Origin of the sequence: Roseburia sp. CLA-AA-H209, from assembly GCF_020687575.1 — a bacterium.
GTDB classification, from domain to species: domain Bacteria; phylum Bacillota; class Clostridia; order Lachnospirales; family Lachnospiraceae; genus Roseburia_C; species Roseburia_C amylophila.
In genome coordinates this window covers 1-24,617 of record NZ_JAJEQU010000019.1, presented here as the reverse complement: position 1 = coordinate 24,617, position 24,617 = coordinate 1, and the positions used below count along the sequence as shown (strand labels likewise).

Sequence of the window (24,617 nt, the reverse complement as noted above, 5' to 3'; positions counted from 1 at the left end):
GGAAATGTTACACAATTTCTACCTCATCAGACGGTCTAAAATGGAATTCTCCAGTCCCGGAAAGCACAGTGAAATATGATATTTTGAGAATAAGAAGATTGCAATTACTGCACATGCCACAAGGATAACCAAAACTGCAAGAAATGCATTAGATGGCTTTCTCAATTTAAAATCTACAATAAATAATGTGCCAACTACTGCCAAAACAAAGAGTAGTAACACACTGAATTCACGCTCCGCAATTACAAAGTTCAGCATAAATGCCAGTGGCAGTACGATTGCCATCGTTGTAATCGGCAGTCCGTGATAATATTTATTGGCACCCTCTTCTACTCTCTGGCGGTTGGTTTCCAACACATTGAAGAATCCGAGTCGAATCACGGAGCAGACACAATAATATGCCAGAACAATAGTTCCAAGAATACCTCTTACGCCAAGCACATAACAGATTACTGCCGGGAACGCACCAAAGCAGACTACATCGCAAAGGGAATCAATCTGAACGCCAAATAATTTTTCATCATCAGTACGGTTCTTTTTGGTTCTTGCAATCTTTCCATCAAACATATCAAATAATCCGGATAATGCCAGACAGATAATCGCTGTTCTGTAATGTCCTCCAATTGCCTGAGTAATTCCAAAAACAGAACACATCAGACTAATATATGTAAGTACTACTGTATAATCATAAAAACCTATCATTTTCCTTCTACCTTTCTTCTCTCTTCTGTTTACGCGGTCTTCCTATCGTAAAATGTGCTACGGCTGTCATAACCGCGCTTAAAATCAATTCTGTGTAATAACTGAGTCCCCTGCTTACCACCATCGCCGGCAATGTCAGTGTGCCGCAGATTGGTGCAAAAATAGATAAAAACAGTGATTCACTGATTCCCATTCCTCCCGGTAACGGAAGCATATCCACCGCAACGGAAATCATTCCCTGTAATACAACAATGGTTACCATCCCTGTTCCATCGATTCCGAAGGAACGGCAGGTCAGATATGTTACAAAAAAGAGTAACAGTCTTTGTACTACGGTAATCAAAAATGCATTGGTTACGACCAATTTATGGGTACGGAAATATCCTGCCACATCCTGATACTGCTTCATGGCATTCGCCATTTTTTCCCGGTAATACTCAGTACGTTTCATCAGATGAATTTTACCAAGCCCTCTTATGATGGCATCCATCATATTAGCTGCCAGTGTCGGATGGAAAACCAGAAACATCATAAATGCCACACAAAAGACATTTAATAAAAGTCCCAGATAACACCATCCCAGTACAGGTTCAAGATAATGCATAATCTGTGCCGGACGAATGATTACAACCAATGTGCCGAGTACCACAAGTACCAGCTTATAGGTAATGGTTACAATCATTAAAACCAGTGTCGATACCGGTATGGACAGCTTATCCTTTTTCATATAATAAATCTGTGCCGGCTGTCCTCCGGTTGCCGATGGTGTAATACAGCTGAAAAAGAATCCAACAAAGGAATACAGGAAACAATGCATAAGCTTTATCTTCTGCCGGATGCTTCGCATCATATAATATATGATAACAGATTCACTGCAGATAAAGAATACCACGCAGACCACCGCAACAAGCCAGTACCGGTAATCCGTATTCCGGATATAGCCGAACAATTCACTTAAATCCTGTCCATGAAAGATTGCATATATGGTAATTGCAAATACGGTAATAAGAAAAACTGCATTCAGTATTCCTTTTTTCTTACTCATCATAATGCTTCACCCCGAATATCTTTCTTCCGATTTTATCAAAAACTTTCATTACCGGACGGTACATTCCGGTATGCTTTGATACAAACCAGCAGAATTCTGCCAGAAAAATGCCTGCTACCAGGTCAATCATATAATGCTGTTTGGTAAACTGGGTGGATGCACAAATCAATGCTGCCATCACAAAAGAACATCCTTTGTACCAGCCCGGTATCTTACGGCTCTTTCTTACTCCGATGAAGCAGAACCAGCTTACCAGACAATGGATGGATGGAAAGAGATTCGTCGGTGCATCCGATGCATAGATAAAACGCACCAGCCAGCTACAGAAATCATGCCCTGTCACTTCCGGTCTGATATTCGTGGTTGGAAGCAATATAAAGAAGATACAGCAGATTACTCTTGACAACATATCCGCTGTTGCAAAACGGAAAAATGTTTCCTTATCTTCTCTCGATACCAGAATATAATTGATTATACTGAATGCAAAAAATAAAACATACAGAATAATCCACTCTTTTACAAAAGGAATGCTCCTGTCCAGATTGCTGGTCAGGTCATAATGCTTTGCATTTGCCATCAGCCTCTGGGTGCCCCAATAAATAATGGTATTAAAAATGGCACACCATGCCAATGGCAGTGGTCCGTATGATGGTATCCATTTTGCTATGTATTTTTGATAAAATTTTCCCAACTTTGTCTCTTCACACATAATTTTCTAACTTTCTATTTTTTCCGACTTAATAATCATATTCGATTTTCCTTTAAATCACAAGCAGATATTCCCGGTGTTTATTAATATTTCCTTAATTTTGTTTTATTTTAAGCAGCTTTTTTCAGATTCTCCCTTTTCAGATAATATCCACCATACGAAGCCCTTTCGGATAATGATTCTTCATGATTCCACCTGCCAGCTTGCCCCAGCCGATGCTGTAGCCATCTACGCAGATTAAATACCAGCCCTTTTCTCCTCCCCATGAAAAAGTCTGTCCCATCAGATACTGTCTGATTTCCTGACTGCCAGAAGAAAGCATGGCAACATGAAATGCCTCTTGTGGCTGCATGGCAAGTGCCAGTGCATGGGATGGTTCAAAACGATTCTTTTTTAAGGTGCCAAGATGCAGTCCCGGCCGTAATACCTTCAGCCCCTTTAAAGCAGGAAATCCTTCCGGCATCAGATAGAGCTGCTCTCCAAATTTAAGCAATGCTCCCTGAGGTTTTTCTTTTAAATTCTCTTTTACAAAAGAAAGATATTCCGGGCAGTCTTTTTCCTTTATGCCCTTTTCCGTCAGTCCAAAGCCGCCATAACCTTCGTCTGCTTTCGTTATCACTGCTGCAAAATGTCCTTCGCCTTCGATTTTATGCGGAAACAGTCGGATGCAGCCTTCTTTGTCATGAATGAAGCCTTCACTGTCAATTCCTTCTGCAATCTGGCAGTCCGGATGACGTTCTAAGAAACGGTGCACGCTCCCTTCATCCTCTTCCGGTGCAAAGGTGCAGGTGGAATATACCATCCTGCCGCCGGGTCTTAACATCTCATACGCACAGTCTAAGATGCCGTCCTGCCGGTTGGCACACAGCTTCACATTGTCAAGGCTCCACTCATTTCCGGCCTCTTCATTCTTCCGGAACATGCCTTCCCCGGAGCATGGTGCATCCACCATGATTTTATCAAAGCAGTCTGGGAAACGCTCTGCCAGCTGCTCCGGTGTCTCATTTAATACCAGTGCATTTTTAATTCCCATCCGCTCAATATTTTCAGATAAAATCTTCGCTCTCGCCGAATGAATCTCATTACAGATTAAGATTCCTTCCCCTTTCATAGCTGCCGCAATCTGGGTACTCTTTCCACCGGGAGCTGCACAGAGGTCTAAGATGATATCCCCCGGCTGTGCCTTAAGACATTCTGCCGGTACCATTGCCGACGGCTCCTGAATATAATACACTCCGGCATTGTGATAAGGATGTTTTCCCGGACGAATCTCTTTTCCATAGTAAAAACCGGTCTCACACCATGGAACCGGTTTTAGCTTCCAATCTGTCTGTTGTAAAAATTCTGATACACCGGTTTTCCCTGTATTAATCCGGAACGACTGCTGCCGCTCCTGCCCTAAGCTATCAAAAAATGCAGGATACTCTTCCCCTAACATTTCCTTCATTCTCTCTAAAAACTCTGCCGGGAAACTATTATTTTCCTGTTCTGAATGCATCCGTATTTCTCCCTTCATCCACTTGCAGTAATCCGTAGAGTAACGGTTTTAGCTGGAATTCTTCGCACATGGCATCCACTTCTTTTAAAAGCTTCTGCTTATGCTCCTTTGAAATCTTTGCCTTTCTCGCCCGGATCAGAAGATTCTTTGGCGTATGGGACAAATCCACAAATTCTAAGACCTGGCTCTTATATCCGCAGCACTCTAAGAGGTTGGCACGGATTGCATCCGTTGTCAGTGCTGCAAAACGCTCTTTGATAATGCCATAACGGGTCATCAGATGTAGCTTTTCGCTCTCCATCTGCTCATTTAATTCATGCTGGCAGCATGGCACGGAAAAAATCATTTCCGCATCCCAGCTGATGGCATTGTATAAGGCAAAATCCGTTGCGGTATCGCAGGCATGCAAAGATACTACAATATCCACCGGAAACGGTGCTTTGTAGCCATTGATATCTCCCAGTTCAAAATGCAGGGTGTCATATCCGTATTTTTTTGCTGCCTGATTACATTTTTCTATGACATCTTTCTTTAAATCCAGTCCTACAATCTCTACCGGAATCTTGCGCACTTCCGTAAAGTAGTAGTACATAATAAAAGTAAGATAGGACTTACCGCAGCCGAAATCAATGATATGAAGCTTCTCCTTTTTGCAGTCCTTCACATAATCATCGATGATTTCAACAAAACGGTTAATCTGCTTAAACTTATCATACATGGTGCGGACGATTTTGCCCTCTGCAGTAAAAATTCCCATATCCACCAACGGCGGAATGACCTTACCTTCTTCTAAGAGATAATTTTTCTTCCGGTTATGGGTTGCAGTCTCATTTACTGCATTCTGCAGCTTTTTCTTTTTATAAGACGGCACTCCTTTTTTGGATACCAGAAGAATATGCTCTGCTTCTATATCAAATCCATTGAGCTGGCGAAAATGATTCTGCATCAGTTCTTCCAATGCTGTCTCTAATTCTTCTACAGATAGATTCTCATGAAATACCTGCTTGTCCGTATATTTTTCCATCTGGAAAAAGGCTTCCTTTTTCTGTACGATAATTTTACGATACTCTTCCTGCTTTGTGGCAGGCTTACTGATAATCAGCTTCCTGCAGCTTTCTGCGATTGCTTCTATATACTCTCTCATTTCCATTATGCTTCTCTTAACTTTGCAATAATCTCATCTGCGATTGTCTCTGCACTCCTGCCGTCTGTTGCCACCGCAAGGTCTGCAACACTTTCATAACGGCTGCGGCGTTTCTCCATCAGTTCACGGATGTACTCCACATTCATATGGCCATTTAAAATCGGGCGGTCCTTGCTGTAGCGGACTCTCTCATAAATGGTTTCCGGTGTGGCAGATAACAGAACGATTCTGCCATTTTCTTTCATAAAAGATACATTTTCTTCCCGCAGCACTGCACCGCCACCGCAGGATACGATGACACCGTCTTTTTCTGAAATATCTTTTACAAGCTGTGTCTCCAAATCTCTGAAATGTGTTTCACCATACTGTGCAAAAATGTCAGAGATAGCCATTTTCTGCTGCTCTGCAATCATTTCATCCATTTCGCAAAGAGGAACACTTAATTTCTCTTTTAATACTTTTGCTATGGTGCTCTTTCCGGCTCCCATAAATCCAATCAGAAAAATATTCTCTGCCATTTTCTAATTCCTTTCCATATGTATGATTCCAAATATCGATTGAAATTCTTCCCTATTATTTTTACTGTCTATTGCTATTCTGATGTATGATTTCCAATATCCGCCGCAGTTCTTCTGCATCTATCTGTCCCGGTGCGCTGCTCTTTCCGGCTGCGCCAAAGGTAACTGCCGAACCAAAGATTTCTCCGCAAAGACGGCTGATTAAGCCCTCTCCTGCCATAGACATGGTAATAACAGGTGTCTTCCCTGTTTCCTTCCAGCTTTCCGTTACCGTAAGCAGTGTTAAAACATCCTTGCTGCTTTGTGGCATAACGGCAATCTTTGGAATATCTGCGCCAAGTGCTTCCATTTTCTGAAGTCTGGCAAGGAGTTCTTCTGCTGCCGGTGTTTTTTCAAAATCATGATTGGATGCAATGACTTTTACATTATTACTATGTGCTGCCGCTACTACTGCCTTTACAACAGCATCCCCGGAAAATAATTCCACATCCACGCAGTCCACAAAGCCGGATGCAATTGCAGCTTCATTTAAGCTTTGATATGCTCTGTCGCTTAAGGCAGCTTCTCCGCCTTCCCTGCTGCTTCGGAAGGTAAATAAAACCGGCAGTTCTCCCAAACATTTGCGAAGCTTTTCTAACAGTGCGACTACTTTTTTACTGTCTGCAGCTTCTTCATACCAGTCCACACGAAATTCCACCAGATCCGGTTTTGCAGCCTTCGCCCGCTCTGCGCCCTCTAATATTTCTTTTTCCGTCTTTCCTACAACCGGAACACAAATCTTTGGCATTCCGCTTCCGATTTCCAATGTCCTGATTCTGACTACCGTCTGCTCCATTTCTTACTCCTTATCCTACTGGAAAAACTTCTCTTTGACTTCCTGTACCGGCATCTCTTCTCCGGTGTACAGGCGGAATGCAGCAACACCCTGCCACAGTAACATTCCTTTTCCATTGAGGCAGGTGCAGCCTGCTTCTTTTGCTTCCCGGAGTAATCTTGTCTCTTCCGGATTATAAACGGCATCTGCAACCACCAGTCCCGGACGGAATGCGGATGTATCTTTCACAACGCTTTCTTTTTCCATCGGTTTCATTCCAACGATGGTTGCATTGGCAAAAATGTCAGAGCTTTGAATCTCTTCTGTCATCTTTGCAGTATCTGCAATGTCATACACATTTACCACAATGCCCGGCACTTCTTTTCTAATCTTCTCTGCTGTTTCCAGTGTTCTTTCGAAGAAGTCATCTTTGATATTGAAAATGCTGATTTCTCTTGCCCCGTCCAGCGCACACTGTACCTGAATGGCAGTGGCTGCTCCGCCGCCTCCTGCTACTGTGATTTTCTTTCCTTTTATCTCAATTCCATGGTCTCTTAAATTGCCTACAAATCCTTCACCGTCTGTCATATGTCCGATTAATTTTCCATCTTCATTTACTATGGTATTGACTGCTCCGATAATCCGGGCTGCCGGTGAAAGCTCATCCATATATTTTGCAGCTTCTGTCTTACATGGCATCGTTACATTGCAGCCACGCATGTGGAAAAGGCGCATGGCATCCAAGGCTGCCTTTACTTCTTCTACTTTTATGTCGAATGCTACGTATGCATAATCTAATCCTAATTTTTCAAAGCTATAGTTATACATTGCCGGGGAGCCTGAGTGTCCTACCGGGGAACCGATCAATGCCAATAATCCTGTATGTCCTGTTATTCTTCCTTTTCCTTCCATGTCTTCTCTCCTTCTGTTCGAAATGATTCTGTTCGGGTGATTAGAAAAGACCGAACCAAAATAAATCTATCGTTGCCGTCATTGGCGGTGTTCCTTTTGTAACAGGAAATGCCATCGTTCTAAGACACTGCATTTTGCTTTTGTGATTTAGCCGGTCTTTCCAATGTTTGACAAGATATCTGTGCTGTGCGCCGGAATGCGGATGCATGAAGCAGGCTGTTAGGGGCACTTAGAATTTCGTCGGCAAACCGGCAACACTGGCACAGGGATGTGCCAGTGAGGCGCATCTTAAGCATGGATGCGAATATGCGCCGGTTGCCGGACGAATTCGTAACTTTATCGAAATTCTTAGTGCCCCTTGCAGGCTTGCTGTGGCATCCGCCTCCGGCGGACAGTGCAGATATCCCGTCAAAGCAGGCGGAAAGACAGTCTACTACAAGCAAAATGCGTATCTAAGAACGATAAGACATTTCCCGTTCATCAAAAGAAAACATCCCCCAATGGCAGCAACAATACCATTTATCTGATTTTATCTTTTCTAATCACCCGAGTGAAACTCTTTTTCTATCATAGCTTTTTTTCCATGCCATGGCAATATTTATCAGAAAATATTCTGTCCATTCCGGTAATTATCCCACATGGTGCTGTTCGCCCGTTTTACTTCCTGTTCAAACTCCCGGGCAGATATCAGCTTGCAGTCCTGGCCGCGGATAATCATCTGCTCTAAGCCATCGGAGGTTGCAACCGTTACATCATAATGATTGTGATGTTCGTGGGCAAAGCGTTCAATGTACTGGTCTGCCGTTTCTGCTTCCTTCGTAAAGACAATATGGATATTGTGATAGTCCAACTGTTCTGTCTTATGTCCGGTCAGGCGGTATGCATCAAACACCACAATGACTTCGCCACCGAAGATGCCCTGATAGTTGCAGAGAATGTCCTGCAATTTGCCTCTGGCTCCATCCAGATTCACTTCTGCCAGTTCATGTAAATCCTTCCAGGCATAAATTACATTGTAGCCATCCACCAGTAGATAGCGTTCCAGTTTTTCCGGCTTGTAGTAAGTACGGACGGTTGGTGCATTGTTTTCTGCTTTGCGTTTTCGCACGACACCGTTTTTGCGTTTTCCTTCCTGCCGGTTGGCATAGAAGGTCTTTTCTAAAATAGCATCGATTTCATCGGTATCTACCCAGTCCTCTACTACGCCGGGACGGTGGACTTTTATCCGTTCTTCTTTCCCACCGCCATCTTCTTCTAAAACAGATGGCATATGCATGTGCTCTTTTACTTCATACCACGGCACCAGATAGCCCGCTCCGTGGGCACAGAATACGGAATCTGATGTATTATATAAATCTGCCTCCGGCTGATAACCGATAGCTTCTACCACCTCATCCTGATTCTGGCACACCTCGTAGCCCTGCAATGTGCAGAAGAATTTGCCACGCCCTTTGGCATAGGTATTTAATTCCTTCTGATAATCCGAAAGCTTCGATACCGGACCGCTTCCGGTGAGCAGTGCCATTCCATTTTCTATCTGCGGAGCGTCCATTCTGCTGTTACGCTGCTCCATATCATGCATTGCACGACCCAGACATTCTTCCGGTATTTCCAGACGAAATGCATAATAAGGCTCAAGCAGTACAGAATCTGCTTCCATCAGTCCCTGCCTTATAGCACGGTAAGTTGCCTGCCTGAAATCGCCGCCTTCGGTATGCTTTGGATGTGCCCGGCCGGACACTACGGTAATCTTCATATCAGTAATGGCAGAACCGGTTAATACGCCCTTATGTTCCCGCTCTGCAAGATGGGTCAGTATCAGCCGCTGCCAGTTTTTATCTAAAATATCTTCACTGCAGTCTGTCTGAAAACACAGTCCGCTTCCGCGCTCCCCCGGCTCTAACAGGAGATGCACTTCCGCATAATGGCGCAGTGGTTCAAAATGTCCGACTCCTTCTACAGTATTGCGGATGGTTTCTTTATAAATAATCTTCTCTTCGCCAAATTCCACTACTACGCCGTAGCGTTCTTTTACCAGTTTCTGTAAGATTTCAAGCTGTACTTCGCCCATCAGCTTAATGAGAATCTCTCCGGTTTCTTCCCGGTATACAATATGCAATTCCGGATTTTCTTCCTCTAACTGCTTTAATTTTGGCAGCATGACCGCCACCGGAACTTCCTTCGGCAAAACCAGTTTTACACTGCGTACCGGCTCTAAGACCGGAAGTATGGACTCTTCTTCAATGCCAAGTCCTTCTCCCGGATAAGTCTTTGTCAGTCCGGTAACAGCACAGACTGTACCTGCTGCCGCCTCGGATACTGCCTCATATTTTTCTCCGGAATAAATACGGATCTGATTGACCTTTTCCGCCCACTCTTCTTCTCCGGCTTTGCCATTAAGCATATCCTTTACACGAAGAGTTCCTCCGGTCACTTTAAGATAAGTCAGCCGGTTTCCCTGTTCTTCTCTTGCAATCTTAAAGATTTTAGCACCAAATTTATCCGGATACTGCGGTGTCCTGCCATATTCGTAAAGTCCGTCTAACAGTTCTTCCACACCCTGCACCTTTAATGCAGAGCCAAAATAGCAGGGGAAAAGCTCCCGCTTTGCAATCATTTGTGCAAGGTCATTGGATGCAAGACTTCCTTCCGATAGGAATTTCTCCATGGCTGCTTCTTCGCACATAGCCGCCTCTTCATAGAAGCCTTCGTTCTGCTCCTGTGTAAAGTCAATGCAGTTGCTGTCCAAATGCTTCTTGATTTCCCATAAAAGAGCTTCTTTATCCGCTCCCGGCTGATCCATTTTATTGATAAATAAGAATACCGGAACCTGATAAAGTTTTAACAGACGCCACAGCGTTCTGGTATGTCCCTGCACACCATCCGCTCCGCTGATGACCAGCACTGCATAATCAAGCACTTTAAGGGTCCGCTCCATCTCCGCAGAAAAGTCCACATGCCCCGGTGTATCCAATAAAGTGATTGCCATATCTTTCCAGGAAAATTCTGCCTGCTTTGAGAAAATCGTAATTCCACGCTCCCGCTCCATGGCATTATTGTCAAGATATGCATCCTTATTATCCACTCTTCCCAGATGGCGTATGCTTCCGCTTGTATACAACATACTTTCCGATAATGTTGTCTTTCCTGCATCTACATGTGCAAGAATTCCGATTACCAGCTTCTTCATGTTTAAAGGTATCCTTTCTGACATTTTTTTACGCTGTACAACTAGTCCCGGTTCAGCTCGGCTAAAAGCTCTGCCCGCTTGCTTCCAATCAGCAGCTCCTGATTATACTGTAAATAGCGGTCGCAGTTGTGCTCGGCTAAGAATCTTGCGGATTCTGCCACGGTAGCAAGATCTGTTACAAATACCACCATTTCCTGGCCGCCCTCAAATGCCTGCTCCATAAAATCAAACGCATGCTCTAAGGCTGCTGCAGTCTTTTCTTCGATTGTTTCTAATGTCTTTCTCTGGATATCAAAGGCTGCCTTTTTTTCCTCAAAGACTTCTTTCTTTGCCCCTTCGGAATTACGGTATTCTTTCAAGGCTGCAAAGCCGCGGTCTGTCTTAGCCTTTTCTTTTCTATAGCTTCGGAACAGATTCTGTAATCCGTCCAACAAAAGATTGACCACGCTGAGTCTTTCATCAAAAGCTGCATCATAAATCCGGGCAAATACTTCCGGCCGAATCTTTCCTTCCAATATTAACGGAATTCCATAGTCATCCTTATATTTCTGGTATAAATCAAAATATGCTGCCGCATCCTCTGCCACATCCTTATGGTGTAAAAATTCTCCTACAACGGTTTCATCTACCGGAAGCCCCATTTCTTCATAGGTCTGCATCAGAATGCTTAAGTCCTCCCAGCCTCTTGCTGTGACAAACTGCAAGCCGTCTACATCTGCTTCCACCCGGTAGAAATTCTTTGGGCGAAGCTCAAGATAGCTTAAAATTGCACCATGGATATGTCTTGATCTGGCATAAGCTTTCCAAACACCAAGGTCTGCCTCTACCTGCATACAGCGGACACGGTCCAAGGTTACCATATCAAATTCCCGCACCGATTTATTGTATTCCGGCGGATTGCCTGCTGCAACAATAATCCAGCCCTCCGGCACTGCCTGATTACCAAAGGTCTTGCACTGCAAAAACTGTAACATGGTCGGTGCCAGTGTCTCAGACACACAGTTAATCTCATCTATGAAAAGGATTCCTTCCGGACAGCCTTCCTCGATTTTCCGGTATACGCTGGCAATAATCTCACTCATGGTATATTCCGTTATGGAATACTCTTTGCCTGCAAATTCCATTTCTTTGATAAAAGGAAGTCCCACTGCACTCTGTCTGGTATGATGGGTAATCGTATATGCTACCAGTCCGATTTTGCACTCCTCTGCAATCTGCTCCATAATCTGGGTCTTGCCGATTCCCGGCGGTCCCATTAATAAGACCGGTCTCTGACGAATCAGAGGAATCTTATATCTGCCCTCATCATCCTTTTTCAAATATGCTGTTACGGTATGTTTGATTTCTTCCTTTGCCTGTTTGATATTCATCTGTTTTCTTCCAATCTATATTATTTCTCTCATGCATTCTGTTCCAGCTCTTCCGGCTCCAGCTGCAGCCGCATTGCCCATGGCGGTACTGCCGTCTCATCATAGGCTCCCAAGAATAAAAATGCGGTCTTATATTCCGGCTTCTTTACCGGATAAATGCCCTTGCCATCGGTAAAGTACAAGAGTCCATCCAGATGCCGGATGCTTCCTTCTTTGATTAGTTGGTTTACATAAGTAAACGCCGGTCGAAAATCTGTATTTCCGCCGCCCACTACCTGAAAGCTTTTTAGCAGCCGCTCCATTTCTTCCTGACTGCTGATTACCTCATCCATTTCCACTTTATCATCGCACTGGATAATCCGGATTCTGCATCTTCGAAAGAAGCTGTTCTGCTGGGATAAAATGCCAAATGTCTCATTTAAAAAGCCTTTGATTAAACTGCCGCTGGTGGAATAACTGGTGTCTACCACCACTACAAATTCCCGGATTTTCTTTACTTCCCGGCTCTCCACCGGTTCTATCAGGGGCATATTCTTATAAAGCCGCAGCCCATAGGTATAATAATTCAAATCATACTCATCGGGATTGCATTTTAATTCTTCCTGTAGTATGGAAAATTTCTGTAAAAATTCCTTATAACTCCGGCGGCTTTTCGCAGCACTGATCTGTGTCATCAGAAGTTCTTCTCCCTTTTCCGGCTCATCTCCATGCCGCTTCTTTGCCATACTGGTCTGCCTTGCTATCTTATTCCATTTATTTCTGGCTGCAGATGCCGCGCCATTGCCGGTTTCCTCTTTCCAGAAACGGTGGTCATCCGTATAAAATTCATGATTTAAGGTAAGAAGCTCTTCCATGGATTTTCCCCGCAGCCAGCGGTATACCACTGCTGCAGAAATCCGCCCCTCACCCTTCAATGCTTCATAGGTCTGCTGCCGCAGAAAGCTTAATGCGCGCCTGGTACAGAGCTTGTCCATGCCGTCAATGGTCTGCTCCACTACAATATCGCAGGCAAGATTCCAAAGCTTCGTATCTCTGTTTCCTTTTAAAAATAAGTGTGAAAAAATACAGTGCAATATCGTGTGCAGGTACGCCCGGTTCATAAATGCCGGATTATTCCGGAATACGCGTATTACCTGTCCTGCTGAGAAAAAGAGACTCTCTCCGTCCGTAGCCATTGTCTCTAAGCCTTCCATTGCCTGAGGCTTCAATGCAGAAAGTGCCACATCAAGATATCGCAAATCCAGATAGATTTCACTTCTTGCATGCTGCAAGATTTTTACAGACATATCATTTTCCCATTCGGTCTGGGTCTTAATATGCGCCATCTTCTACTCCTTTCTGCCACTGCATATTTTCTTGATTTTCTGCTGTTTTTACCACTCAATATCATAACAGGAAGAAGCTGCTGCTTCCTTATAATATTTCTGCTGCCAGCTGCTTAAGCTGACACTGCCTTCTGCCCAGCCGGCTTCTGCCGCCTGCCCGATTAATGCAGTGATTCCACTCCGCTCCATCACCTGAAGCCGGCATATCAACTCTAATAATGCTAAATCTTTTTTCTGAATCAAAACATCGCATACCTCACTGGCATGTTCTTTTAAATAAGAAAGATAACGTTCACGGGCTTCTTCCTTTAATTCCACCGGATATGCCAGTCTGCAAAGTGCCATTCTGGCTGCAGTCCACATCTTCTCCTCAATGCAGATCCTCTCAAATATCATATCGTATGCGGCTGCATCTACCATCCGCTCATGAAAACACTGTCTTGCCCGGAAACCTTCCCCCGCAATATTCAGTGCAAATATATGTGCCGGTCCGATTTCTTCATAGGAATCGTAATATTCCGGATAGAAAAATAAGGCTTCCTTAAATTCCACTTCCAAATCAGCCCGAACCTGATTTAAGATAAGCTGTGCGCCACTGGCTTCTTCCATGGAAGAACGAAGCACCAGCCGCTTTAAGCTCCGGCAGTTCATAAAGGCATCGCTTCCTAATTCTTTTAAGAAACGCCCCAAGGTAAGTGTTCGTAATTTGCGGCAATTATAAAATGCCAGATTCCCGATTTGTTCCACGGAATCCGGCAAAGAAATTTCTTCGATATCATTTCCGCATAATGCTTTCATAAAACTGTCCACTCCGCCGATGGTAACGGCATCTGCCGGAACATGTTTGCTTTCCGAAAAACAATATGCGCCTATTCTCTTTACTGTGAATCCATCTATCTGATCTGGAATTACAACAACCGGTGTCGTCCCATATACACGCTCTATGCTTATGGAATATTCATCCAGCGGCTGTATCTCATAGCTGTATGCTGTGTTCATCTTACGCTCCAGTTTCCTCATCTTTTCTCTGCTACAATATAACACATCCCCGGTTATCGCACAAGTTCCGTCATTCCGCCTTCTAAAATCAGACGGTTATCTTCATAGATTCCGGCAAACTGGCTCATCGGAAGCGGGCTTACCCCCATTCCCACCTCAATGGTATAACCGGGACGATTGTATGCCTGAATAAACCAGTCTTTGAAACCGGCATAACCAGATGTAGAGGGTGTCTCTTCCACCCGGTATCCGCTGACCTCGCCAAAATATTCTGCAATTCTTCTGGAATCTGCCGGTTCATAGTCAAGATACCGCCAGTAAATCACTTCTCCCTGGGCATGATATGCCAGAATTAACGAAAAATCATGGGCTCTTGTAAATTCATAGACACTGCGGCTTTCCGGTGCCACAAGGGGAGCCTCTCCCACATAATCTCTTGGTGCCGGTGTTGTAAATCCCATGGCAAATTTAATTTTTCTGGCATTTTCCCAGCCCGCCGGAAATTGCAGATTCAAATCAATTCCTTCTATATTGGCTTTCCATCCATTCGGAAATGGAATCTTCGGATAATCAGCTGCAATGCGCTCTGCCTCTTCTAAGGATGCACCCTCTTCTAATACTCCATTCACTAAATCCACGCCATCCGGGTTTACCAGGGGAACAAGATACAGGGAAAATCCATAAAAAAGCCACGCTGCCTGCACCGTATAAAGCATGCGTCCCGCTGCAAATGCATGGGCATATTCTTCCGCAAATTTAAGCAGGACCGGTGTGGTAATCCATTCGTTGGCATGATATGCTCCACTGTAAAAGACTTCCCTCTCTCCTGTTCCAATCCGAAGATAGGGAATTTCCTTTCCCATCGCACTTTTTCCAATATTTCCCTGAACCAAGAAAGGATAACGTACCGTAAGCCCTTCCAATATCCAGTCATTGAGATAAGAAGTGTAAGCCACATCTTCTGCTACAAGCGAAAAAGAAAATGGAATTGCAAGAATACTTCCGGTCCGCAGTGCCAGCGGATTTACTGTTGGATTGGCTGTCATAATCGCTGATACACTGGTGTCATAATTTGCCGCAATACCCCATAATGTATCACCGGATTTTATTTCATGCATCGTATATCCTTTTAAATAGGGGAAAAGCTTCCCCCACACTACATCATCTATTTTACAGTTAAATTCTTCCCCGCTCTTTTTCCTTAAAAACTGCCGCAATGCCCTGCAGGTATTCTCTCCCAAAATTCCATCTTTCCTTATGTCATATCCCGCACGGTTTAATGCCAGCTGCACATACTGTACCAGCACGGAGCGTTCTCCCGGATTCAATACTTTCATTCTTTCACCTGTTTCCAGTCCTTCTTATCAGTATATGCAGATGTTTTCAAAACGGAACTAAGAATGTGCCCTGGCACATTCTCGCGCCTGCGGCGGTCGCTTGCGACATCTGCCTTATGCGCCGCAGTGCGCATCCTCGCGAAGCGTTTTTCACTTTACAGGAAAGCAATTTCCTGTAAAGCGAAAAAGCCTTGCAGTTTTCTGCAAGACTTCTTCTGGTTATGATATATAATACAATTTGTTTGTACCCTACGGAAATGATTTTATTTTTGGAATTTACATTCCTGCTAACTGTTTGCCTAAGCTTTCGCATGCAGCGACTGCATCGTCATCCGGTGCTTCCTGACAAATCACACCTTCGCCATTTACAACGGTTGCTCCTGCGCTTGTCATACGGTCTACCCAGTCACGCATCCACTGTCCATCGCCCCATCCGTAAGAACCGAATAATGCGATTTTCTTTCCTGCTGCAAAGCCTTCTACTTCTTCAACGAATGGCTCCATCTCGCCTTCTTCTAAGACTTCTGCACCCATTGCAGGACATCCCATCGCAAATACGGAAGAAGCTTTTAATGCATCCATATCAGCTGTACTTACATCAACAACCTCTGCTTCTTTGCCAGCTGCTTCAATTCCTCTTCCAACAGCCTCAGCCATTGCCTGTGTGTTTCCTGACTGTGTCCAATAAACTACCTGAATCTTACTCATTTTTTCTACCTCCTAAACAGCCGCTTTCTGCGGCATGCTGTCATTATAAATACCAATGATGTCCCGCATTCCCACTCCATTGGAGAGAAGCTGGATGATGGTCTCTTTTTCCATATCATAGCGTGCGAAAAGACGTTTCTTTTCCGGAACGTGCGCGTACACTTTCCAGTAACCCTGATAGAGTGCATTCTGTCCATTCTGTTCCATAAACCCTCTTACATCTTCTACCGGATAGCCAAGCAGCACTCCCATTTCATGAGGAAAACCAGGTTCTCCGCACATATAACCCTGGTAACGTTTCTGAAACGTACTGAGAATATTTCCGAGCGTAAAGTCCTGATAACCGGACTCCTGCAGCAGCTCCCGTATCTCTTTACGCATCAGATACGCCTCCAACGGTTTCTTCCGAAAAAGAAGGTAACGAGCTTTTTCCCTGGTCCTGAGCAGTAGCAGGAATGAAATTCCGGATTTTCTCAGGCACTGTTTTACCGCATCCTCCATGCCTGTTGAAACGACTAAGAGATTGGATATCTTTACTCCTGCGATCAATGGGGCACATTGTAACGCTAACTGCGTCTCTGCATTGTGTAAATCCATCTGTTGTACAATTTCCAGAATCTCTGTACTCATAGCTTCTTTTCCTTTCGTTCTAGTTAGTTATTTCTAACTTGTGTTTATCATAACTAATTATGTTTCTGTTGTCAACACAAAATGTGCGTGGTGAGAATTCTTTATCATATTGAGACTTTCGGGTAGTCTGATATGGTTTAGTTTGGCTGGATGGGGAGAAATTATACTTGTATAAAGATAGCAATATTTTCATAATGTCAATAATATAAAAAAAAACAGCAGTTTCGCTGAAAAAGGGCGGCACCATATCTATAAGAGCTGCTAAGAATTTCCATTTTATATATTGGTCTTTCCGGCAAGCGGTGCAAAGTCGCATCCATGCTCCATTGCACCTCGCCGGTACATCCCTGCACCGGCGTTGCCAGTCTGTGATGAAATTCTAAGCAGCTCTAATTGATATGGTTGATGCCCTCTCTTCAGTGAAACTGCTGGTTTTGTTAATATTCTCTAATTTCTTATTGTTACAATATTTAAGTTTCGCTTTATGCGAGTAATGAAAAACTTTTCCGATTCTACTCTACATTCTTCAAAGCTTCGTCCATCGGTATCTTCCGAATCTTCCGAAGGCAGAACAATGCCACTACGAAGTATGCTGCCAGTACCATAAGCAGTATTTTCCAGTAGATGTTCGGGTCATAGTAGATGCTCAGCCAGCCGGAGTAATCACTCATCATTGCCCGGTAGATGACATTAATGGTCTCGGTAGCAATTGCTTCACCCAGGATAACGGATATCACCACAATCCAGGTGGTGGCTGTCAGATATAATTTCCCGATTTCTCGGGTGTTGTAACCCAATATCTTAACCATGGATATGGATGAAGCATTCCGCTCGATAATCAGCTTTGTCATCAGGTAAATAAGGATTGCTGCCAGTGCAACAGAAAATACATTCATCAGATAGAACATGCCGCCCATAGATACATCAAGCTGTCTTGATACCTTGGTGAGGTCATCTTCTGTAATGGTCGTCATGATATAGGCATCCTCAATATCGGTAATCTTCTTATCGGAGAAATATCCATTGAAATAATCCTCCTCTTTGTCAAATACATCCCGATATTCCTCTTCCGGCATAAAAATTGCCACTGCTGCCGGATACTCATAGATTCCAGCCACCTTAAACTTGTATTTCTTATCTCCATAAGTTTCCTTTAACTCAATGGTATCGCCTTCTGCAAGCCGGTATTTTTCTGCATAACTATCCGAAATGTAAACACCTTCTTTTGGGAAATCAATATCAACATAAGCACTGTCTTTTTCAACTCCATAGACGCTGACCTCTTCGCTGCTGAATTCTGTCGGCATTGTCTTTAAACTACCGGCAAGATAAGTCTCTGCGCCATCTGTTTCCGTTGGAACCGGCGCTTTTAATACATACTGATAATCTGCAAGCATGTGGGACAGCACTTCATCCTGATAATGCTCTAAAAGTGGTGACATCATCATGCCGAAAACCAGCAGAATTTCTGCAAAAGCAATACCGATAAATAAAGTCAGGTAGCCCGCACGGTTCTGTAAAATAATACGGATACGGAACCGGTTAAAGAATTTGAAATGCGGCAGTTTTACTGCTTTTTTCCGCTTTCTTCTGCTCAAATCCCTGCGCAGGAAATTCAGTGGTGAAATACGCAGTTTGGAAGAAATCAAAAGCAGATTTATAACAATCATTATGATTGCCGGAATCACCGTTGTCAGGATAAACGCATCCCCATTCCAGATGGTATGGTAGGTCGGCAGACTATAGCTTCCATAGTACAAATCTGCTACCATATTTTTAAATACGGTATAGCCAAGTATATTTCCAATAATTGCTGCTACGATTGTCACCAGTACCGGAAGATGCAGATAATGCCGCAGCAGTTCTCCTCTGGTATAGCCGGATGCACGCAGTGTTCCGATGACTGCTGCTTCTTTTGTAATCGTATTATTGGTGGTAACTGCAAAGACAAATGCCATAATCGCTATCAGGATATATAACAACGTCATTACCATTGTTTTGTCTCCACCCATATCATCTCCCGTAAAATGAATTGCCTGATTGGAAAATGCCGGTATGTATGCTGCTATTGCCGCCTTACTGCCCAGCACTTTCATAAAATCTTCTGCTTTCTCTTTTGCTTCCGTATCATCAGCCGGAGTTTTTTCATATTTCCAGGAATAGCTGTAATGGAGATTTCCGGTACCATAAGCATCAAAGGCATCCTCTGTGGCAATGGCAACGCCAAATTTTATGGCATCAAACATCAGATCCTTGCTATCGGAAAACAGCGCACTGTAATCCGATAATGCCACCAGACCACTGATGGTCTTTTTCTCACCGCCTACTTTAATGGTATCTCCTACTTTTAAGGAATTATTGTCCGCATACATCCGGTCAATTGCAATTTCATCTTCCTGCTGCGGCATTTCTCCATCCATCAGACATACTTTATCCACTTCGTTTCTCGGTTTAAAAATACGGAGGGTACTGTCTGACTTGCCATTTACCACCTCTTCTTCCAGATAGTAATTCTCATAAATTGTTACGCCTTCTTTTTCCAGTTCTGTAAGCAGCGTATCGTCAGCTTCTTCCATCAGTTCGAAATTACCGTCTTCAATATTGTACTTTTCAAAACTCTCATTATAGGCAGTTATCATACTGCTTCCTGCCACCAGAAATCCCGATACAAATCCGATAGTAGCTGTCAGGAACAGGAAAATCACAAAATATTTTCCAAAATCTGTTTTCAATTCCCTTGGAATTCGTTTTCTTAATGGACTCTTCACTTTCATCACCGCCTTTACCAGTCAAGTTCCTGTGCAGGAATCTTCACTTCATTGGTGTAATCCTTTCGAATCTGTCCATCACGCAGCTTAATGACACGGTCTGCCATGTTTTTGATGGCATCATTATGGGTAACCATAATAACGGTATTTCCATATTTCTGATTTACATCCTCAATCAACTTCAAAATCTCTTTGGATGTATTGTAATCCAGTGCTCCGGTCGGCTCATCACAGAGCAGAATATCCGGGTTCTTTACAATAGCACGGCCAATGGCTGTGCGCTGCTGCTGTCCACCAGATAACTGGTTTGGCAGCTTATGACGATGCTCATAAAGTCCCAGTGTCTTAAGCAATTCGTCAATGTCTAATGATTTATCACTCAGATATGCTCCTACCTCAATATTTTCCTTCACATTGAGGTTTGGGATCAGATTATACATCTGAAATACATATCCTAAATGGCGGCGGCGGTAATTCGTCAGTGCCTTTTCGTTCATATCTGCTGTTTTCTCCCCATTGATGGAAATATAGCCGCTGTCTGCACTGTCAATTCCTCCGATAATATTCAAAAGTGTTGATTTACCGGAACCAGACGGTCCTAACAATACGCAAATCTCACCTTTTTCAACAGAGAAATTAATTCCCTTCAAAACTTCTGTTTTTGCCTCTCCCTGTCCAAAACTTTTTTTCAAATCCTGAATCTCCAGAAACATATTCATCCTCCTTTTTCTTTTCTGACTCTTTTTTCAGTTCTTTTATTTTGTTACTCCTGCTTCCCTCTTTCCCAATGCTGTACTATTTCCAACTTACTGTTAGCTTTTTGTAACTTTTGTTAGTATAGCCTATCCGTTTGGTAAAAGAAAGGCGTTTACTGATTCTTTTTCTCAATAAACGCCTTTATACTATTTCTTTGCAATGCGCAGTGTCCGCATGGAATTTAAAATTGCAATGACAGATACACCTACATCTGCAAATACTGCTTCCCACATATTGGCAATACCAAATGCACCGAGTATCAGCACAATTGCTTTTACACCAAGTGCAAATACGATATTCTGGTGCACGATGGAAAGTGTCTTTCTTGCAATCTTCACAAGAGATGCAATCTTTCGCACATCATCATCCATAAGAACTACATCTGCAGCTTCGATTGCCGCATCAGACCCCATACTTCCCATTGCAATTCCAATGTCTGCTCTGGTCAGTACTGGTGCATCGTTGATGCCATCACCCACAAATGCAAGTTTTTCTTTCTCATGCTGTTCTTTCAGAAGTGCCTCAACCTGACTTACCTTGTCACCCGGCAGTAATTCTGCATGCACTTCATCCAGTCCCAGTTCATCTGCTACTGCCTGTGCTGCTGCCTTACGGTCTCCGGTCAGCATAACGCATTTCTTCACGCCTACCTTCTTCATGCTATGGATAGCTTCTTTTACGCCCTCCTTAATGGAATCGGAAATTACAATGGTTCCGGCAAATACTCCATCTACCGCAACATAAATCACGGTTCCGGCACTGCTGTTTTCGGTATAGGAAATATTCCGGGCTACCATCATTTTGGCATTTCCAAGCCATACTTCTTTTCCATCTACAAATGTATGAATTCCATGTCCGGCAATTTCTTCCGTTCCATTTACCCGGTTCATATCCAGTTCTTTGCCATAGGCTTCACGCACCGAATTAGCAATCGGATGATTGGAATATCCTTCTACATGGGCTGCAAGCTCTAAGAGTTCCTCTTTGCTTCCATTTACCGGAAGTACCTCAGATACCTTGAACTCGCCTTTGGTCAGTGTACCGGTTTTATCAAATACGATAGTGGTCATCTCAGCCACTGCCTCTAAATAGTTACTTCCTTTTACCAGAACACCTAAGTTAGAAGATGCTCCGATACCACCGAAGAATCCCAATGGGACTGAGATTACAAGGGCACACGGGCAGGAAATAACAAGGAAAATGCAGGCTCTCTGAATCCACTCAGCCCAGCCGCCGCCTAAAATAATCGGTGGCAGGATTGCAAGAATTACTGCTCCAATGGTAACAACCGGAGTGTAATATTTTGCAAATCTGGTGATAAAGTTCTCCACTCTTGCTTTCTTGCTGCTGGCATTCTCCACCAGTTCCAGAATCTTGGATACTGTAGAATCTTCGAATGCTTTTGTTACTTTTACCTTTAAAGTACCGCTTCCATTGACACAGCCGCTGATGATTTCATCACCTTCTGCTGCTCTTCTTGGAACAGATTCTCCGGTCAGTGCTGCGGTATCGACCATGGACTCACCTTCTACTACAATTCCATCCAGCGGAATACGCTCGCCTGGTTTTACCACGATGACAGTGCCGATTTCCACATCATCCGGATCTACCTGGACTAATTTGCCATCCTCTTCCACATTGGCATATTCCGGACAAATGTCCATCATATCTGCAATGGACTGCCTGGATTTTCCAACTGCATAGCCCTGGAAAAGTTCTCCAATCTGATAGAACAGCATAACTGCAACACCCTCGGAATACTCCCGTACTCCAAATGCTCCAAACGTTGCAATCATCATCAGAAAGTTCTCATCAAATACCTGTCCATGACTGATATTCCGAAATGCCTTAAATATAATATCATAGCCAATCAGAAGATACGGTACCAGATAAATAATAAAAATCAGGACTGGCTGTGTAATCTGTTCTAAGATACCAACGTGTTCCAATACCAGAAGTGCTACAAACAGCACTGCAGTAACCAGAATACGTTCCAGCATTTTTTTCTGATTCTTTGTCATAAGCTATCTCCTATCGCAGAATCCGGCAGTCCGGTTCTACCTTTGCACATATCTTTACTACTTCATCCATAATTTCTTCAAAACGCTCATCTTCTGCATCGATGGTCATTTTCTGTGTCATGAAGCTTACTACTGCATCATTGACTCCCGGGATTTTCTTGATTGCATCTTCCATTTTTGCTGCACAGTTTGCACAGTCTAAGTCTTCCAATTTAAATTTTTTCTTCATAATAATGTCCTCCTCATTCTTCAATATGTTCTCTGCCCTGGTCGATAATGGTTCTTACATGTTCATCTGCCAGTGAATAAAATACGGATTTTCCTTCCCGCCTGCTGCTGACTAACTTTGCCTGTTTTAAAATTTTTAACTGATGGGATACCGCCGACTGCGTCATATTCAACGTCTCTGCCAGATCACACACACATACTTCTGAGCCAAACAACACAAACAGAATCCGGATTCTGGTAGAATCACCAAATACTTTAAAAAGCTCTGCCAGATCATATAATTCATCTTCATCCGGCATCTTCTCTCTTGCCTTCTTCAGAAGCTCTGCATGAATGCAGTTTTCTTCGCAGCATTCTACATCGTTCATTGCCATCTTCTCACCTCCAGGTCGTTTTAACATATGAGCATTTGTTCATATGTTCATAATACGCTTGGGATTTCAAATTGTCAATATGAAGTTGGAAATTTTTATAAAAAATTTTTCTATGATATACTCTTATATCTATATTCAGGCAGGACAGCCTCCTGCCACATACAAAGGAGTATTTATTATGCATGATTTTAATTTTGAAATGAACCAGTATTTAACCTACTGCCGCACCCAGAAACGCCTTGATGGCAAAACCTTAAAAGCATACCGCATCGACCTTACACAGTTTGGTACCAGCCTTGCGGCTGCTTTTCCTTCCCTCTCCAGCATATCCGAACTTTCTCCCGCCATATTAGAATCCTATATTGCAACTCTTCACGAACAATTCAAACCGAAAACTGTGAAACGAAAGCTTGCCTCCCTCAAAGCCTTTTTCCACTACCTCGACTACCGCGACCGCATTGTCTCCAATCCTTTTAACAAATTGCATATCAAATTCCGGGAACCGGTGATTCTGCCTAAAACCATTCCGCTTCCTACGATTGAACTGCTTTTATCTTCTATCTATCACCAATACTCCCACGCCGCTACCGATTTCCAGCGAAAAAATGCGCTCCGGGATGCTGCTGTTATCGAGCTGCTCTTCGCCACCGGCATCCGAATCTCTGAGCTGTGTTCCATCACACCGGATGACATCAACCTTTCCAACCGGACTCTGCTTATCTTCGGCAAAGGTTCCAAAGAGCGGCTCCTCCAGATTGGCAATGACGATGTTGTCCATACCCTGCTGGAATACCGGAAATGTTACCTTCCTGACATTAAGCGTACCAACCGCTTCTTCGTCAACCAGGCAGGACGCCCACTCTCCGACCAGTATGTCCGTCGAACCATCCGGAAATACTGCAGCCTTGCTTCCATTGATATGCACATCACTCCGCACATGTTCCGCCACACCTTCGCCACCAGCCTCTTAGAAGCTGACGTGGATATCCGCTACATCCAGGAAATGCTGGGGCACAGTTCCATCCACATCACAGAAATCTACACCCATGTCTCCACGGCAAAGCAGCGGGATATTCTGATGAATAAGCATCCGAGGAAGGATTTCAGGGTGGGGTAAAAATCGAAAAGGACTGTTAGAATTGGCAGCATTTTTACGGTGTTTTTGCCTTTCTAACAGTCCTTTTAGGGGGGGATATTTATTCTATATTATATTTCTATTTTATTCTTTGCAGGAGTGCTTTTACTTCTCTTACGTCTGTATCTGTCATCTCTGCAATCTGCTCTGGTGAATAACCTTTTCTGCTCATGCGTGCAAAGATTTCTGCCATCCCATCTTCTTTTATTCCCTGACTCAAATTACACATGATGTTCACATCCTCTCATGTGGATTTTTCTGTGCGAAATTATTGTAACACGAAATGACAGATGAGGATAGCAGAATTTAAACGAGCGCTGTTTGGAATTGTTAATTATGGATTGTTATGGCTTGAAATGATGGATAATCCGGTATTATCCGTTAGTAAGGAACTATTCCAAATGTTCAGGAAGGTGATAAAATGAAACTTA

23 protein-coding genes are annotated in these 24,617 nt (G+C 43.5%); 2 read left to right on the top strand and 21 right to left on the bottom strand.

Going from position 1 to position 24,617, the window contains the following annotated elements:
• Positions 1-18 precede the first annotated feature (18 nt).
• The 8 genes from LKD41_RS13630 to aroE all read right to left on the bottom strand — a co-directional run bounded on the left by LKD41_RS13630 (position 19) and on the right by aroE (position 7,345).
• Entirely contained in the window at positions 19-702 is a 684-nt protein-coding gene (locus LKD41_RS13630; RefSeq protein ID WP_022243998.1) for a CDP-alcohol phosphatidyltransferase family protein, read from the bottom strand.
• A gap of 7 nt (positions 703-709) precedes the next feature.
• On the bottom strand, positions 710-1,747 hold the full coding sequence (locus LKD41_RS13625; RefSeq protein ID WP_331470929.1) for a lysylphosphatidylglycerol synthase transmembrane domain-containing protein: 1,038 nt from the start codon (positions 1,745-1,747) through the stop codon (positions 710-712).
• On the bottom strand, positions 1,740-2,441 hold the full coding sequence (locus tag LKD41_RS13620; RefSeq protein WP_227701463.1) for a phosphatase PAP2 family protein: 702 nt from the start codon (positions 2,439-2,441) through the stop codon (positions 1,740-1,742). The genes LKD41_RS13625 and LKD41_RS13620 overlap by 8 nt, the downstream gene beginning before the upstream one ends.
• Positions 2,442-2,598: 157 nt before the next feature.
• The gene (locus tag LKD41_RS13615) at positions 2,599-3,957 is read right to left on the bottom strand and encodes an RsmF rRNA methyltransferase first C-terminal domain-containing protein (RefSeq protein ID WP_227701462.1); all 1,359 of its coding nucleotides are present in this window, start codon (positions 3,955-3,957) and stop codon (positions 2,599-2,601) included.
• Positions 3,935-5,107 carry a class I SAM-dependent methyltransferase gene (locus LKD41_RS13610; protein ID WP_331470928.1) on the bottom strand — a complete coding sequence of 391 codons (1,173 nt, stop codon included), beginning with the start codon at positions 5,105-5,107 and terminating at the stop codon, positions 3,935-3,937. Before LKD41_RS13610 ends, LKD41_RS13615 begins: the two co-directional genes overlap by 23 nt.
• On the bottom strand, positions 5,107-5,619 hold the full coding sequence (locus LKD41_RS13605) for a shikimate kinase (protein WP_227701461.1): 513 nt from the start codon (positions 5,617-5,619) through the stop codon (positions 5,107-5,109). The genes LKD41_RS13610 and LKD41_RS13605 overlap by 1 nt, the downstream gene beginning before the upstream one ends.
• Positions 5,620-5,680: 61 nt before the next feature.
• On the bottom strand, positions 5,681-6,454 hold the full coding sequence (gene aroD, locus LKD41_RS13600) for a type I 3-dehydroquinate dehydratase (protein ID WP_227701460.1): 774 nt from the start codon (positions 6,452-6,454) through the stop codon (positions 5,681-5,683).
• Between the two features lie 15 nt (positions 6,455-6,469).
• A complete protein-coding gene (gene aroE, locus LKD41_RS13595) occupies positions 6,470-7,345 on the bottom strand; it encodes a shikimate dehydrogenase (RefSeq protein ID WP_227701459.1) in 876 nt (291 codons plus the stop codon).
• 294 nt (positions 7,346-7,639) lie between these two features.
• On the opposite strand from aroE, the gene LKD41_RS13590 reads away from it, so the two are divergent.
• The gene (locus LKD41_RS13590) at positions 7,640-7,801 is read left to right on the top strand and encodes a hypothetical protein (protein WP_227701458.1); all 162 of its coding nucleotides are present in this window, start codon (positions 7,640-7,642) and stop codon (positions 7,799-7,801) included.
• 145 nt (positions 7,802-7,946) lie between these two features.
• Here LKD41_RS13590 and LKD41_RS13585 read toward each other — a convergent pair whose 3' ends face one another.
• The 12 genes from LKD41_RS13585 to LKD41_RS13530 all read right to left on the bottom strand — a co-directional run bounded on the left by LKD41_RS13585 (position 7,947) and on the right by LKD41_RS13530 (position 23,051).
• The gene (locus tag LKD41_RS13585; protein WP_227701457.1) at positions 7,947-10,535 is read right to left on the bottom strand and encodes a translation factor GTPase family protein; all 2,589 of its coding nucleotides are present in this window, start codon (positions 10,533-10,535) and stop codon (positions 7,947-7,949) included.
• 41 nt (positions 10,536-10,576) lie between these two features.
• Positions 10,577-11,905, bottom strand: coding sequence for an AAA family ATPase (locus tag LKD41_RS13580; RefSeq protein ID WP_227701456.1), 1,329 nt, complete (start codon positions 11,903-11,905; stop codon positions 10,577-10,579).
• Positions 11,906-11,934: 29 nt separating this feature from the next.
• Complete coding sequence (locus LKD41_RS13575; protein WP_227701455.1) at positions 11,935-13,230, bottom strand: vWA domain-containing protein; 1,296 nt, start codon at positions 13,228-13,230, stop codon at positions 11,935-11,937.
• Between the two features lie 48 nt (positions 13,231-13,278).
• Entirely contained in the window at positions 13,279-14,250 is a 972-nt protein-coding gene (locus LKD41_RS13570) for a leucine-rich repeat domain-containing protein (protein WP_227701454.1), read from the bottom strand.
• Between the two features lie 32 nt (positions 14,251-14,282).
• Complete coding sequence (locus tag LKD41_RS13565) at positions 14,283-15,566, bottom strand: M14 family metallopeptidase (protein ID WP_227701453.1); 1,284 nt, start codon at positions 15,564-15,566, stop codon at positions 14,283-14,285.
• A gap of 276 nt (positions 15,567-15,842) precedes the next feature.
• Positions 15,843-16,274, bottom strand: coding sequence for a flavodoxin (locus LKD41_RS13560; protein ID WP_022243985.1), 432 nt, complete (start codon positions 16,272-16,274; stop codon positions 15,843-15,845).
• Between the two features lie 12 nt (positions 16,275-16,286).
• Positions 16,287-16,904 (bottom strand): DUF3793 family protein, encoded by a 618-nt coding sequence (locus tag LKD41_RS13555; RefSeq protein WP_117842031.1) that lies wholly within the window; start codon positions 16,902-16,904, stop codon positions 16,287-16,289.
• A gap of 512 nt (positions 16,905-17,416) precedes the next feature.
• Positions 17,417-19,678 (bottom strand): ABC transporter permease, encoded by a 2,262-nt coding sequence (locus tag LKD41_RS13550; RefSeq protein ID WP_255669513.1) that lies wholly within the window; start codon positions 19,676-19,678, stop codon positions 17,417-17,419.
• An 8-nt stretch (positions 19,679-19,686) separates the two neighbouring features.
• Entirely contained in the window at positions 19,687-20,385 is a 699-nt protein-coding gene (locus tag LKD41_RS13545; protein ID WP_117698032.1) for an ABC transporter ATP-binding protein, read from the bottom strand.
• A gap of 189 nt (positions 20,386-20,574) precedes the next feature.
• Positions 20,575-22,449: a heavy metal translocating P-type ATPase gene (locus tag LKD41_RS13540; RefSeq protein ID WP_227701451.1), complete on the bottom strand. Its 1,875-nt coding sequence runs from the start codon at positions 22,447-22,449 to the stop codon at positions 20,575-20,577.
• Positions 22,450-22,459: 10 nt separating this feature from the next.
• Positions 22,460-22,678 (bottom strand): cation transporter, encoded by a 219-nt coding sequence (locus LKD41_RS13535; RefSeq protein ID WP_227701450.1) that lies wholly within the window; start codon positions 22,676-22,678, stop codon positions 22,460-22,462.
• Positions 22,679-22,691: 13 nt separating this feature from the next.
• Positions 22,692-23,051, bottom strand: a complete 360-nt coding sequence (locus tag LKD41_RS13530) for an ArsR/SmtB family transcription factor (protein ID WP_117698030.1) — start codon at positions 23,049-23,051, stop codon at positions 22,692-22,694.
• Between the two features lie 178 nt (positions 23,052-23,229).
• On the opposite strand from LKD41_RS13530, the gene LKD41_RS13525 reads away from it, so the two are divergent.
• The gene (locus tag LKD41_RS13525) at positions 23,230-24,168 is read left to right on the top strand and encodes a tyrosine-type recombinase/integrase (protein ID WP_227701449.1); all 939 of its coding nucleotides are present in this window, start codon (positions 23,230-23,232) and stop codon (positions 24,166-24,168) included.
• A 97-nt stretch (positions 24,169-24,265) separates the two neighbouring features.
• Here the strand turns inward: LKD41_RS13525 and LKD41_RS13520 are convergent, their stop codons facing one another.
• Entirely contained in the window at positions 24,266-24,415 is a 150-nt protein-coding gene (locus LKD41_RS13520) for a hypothetical protein (RefSeq protein ID WP_022243978.1), read from the bottom strand.
• Positions 24,416-24,617 lie beyond the last annotated feature (202 nt).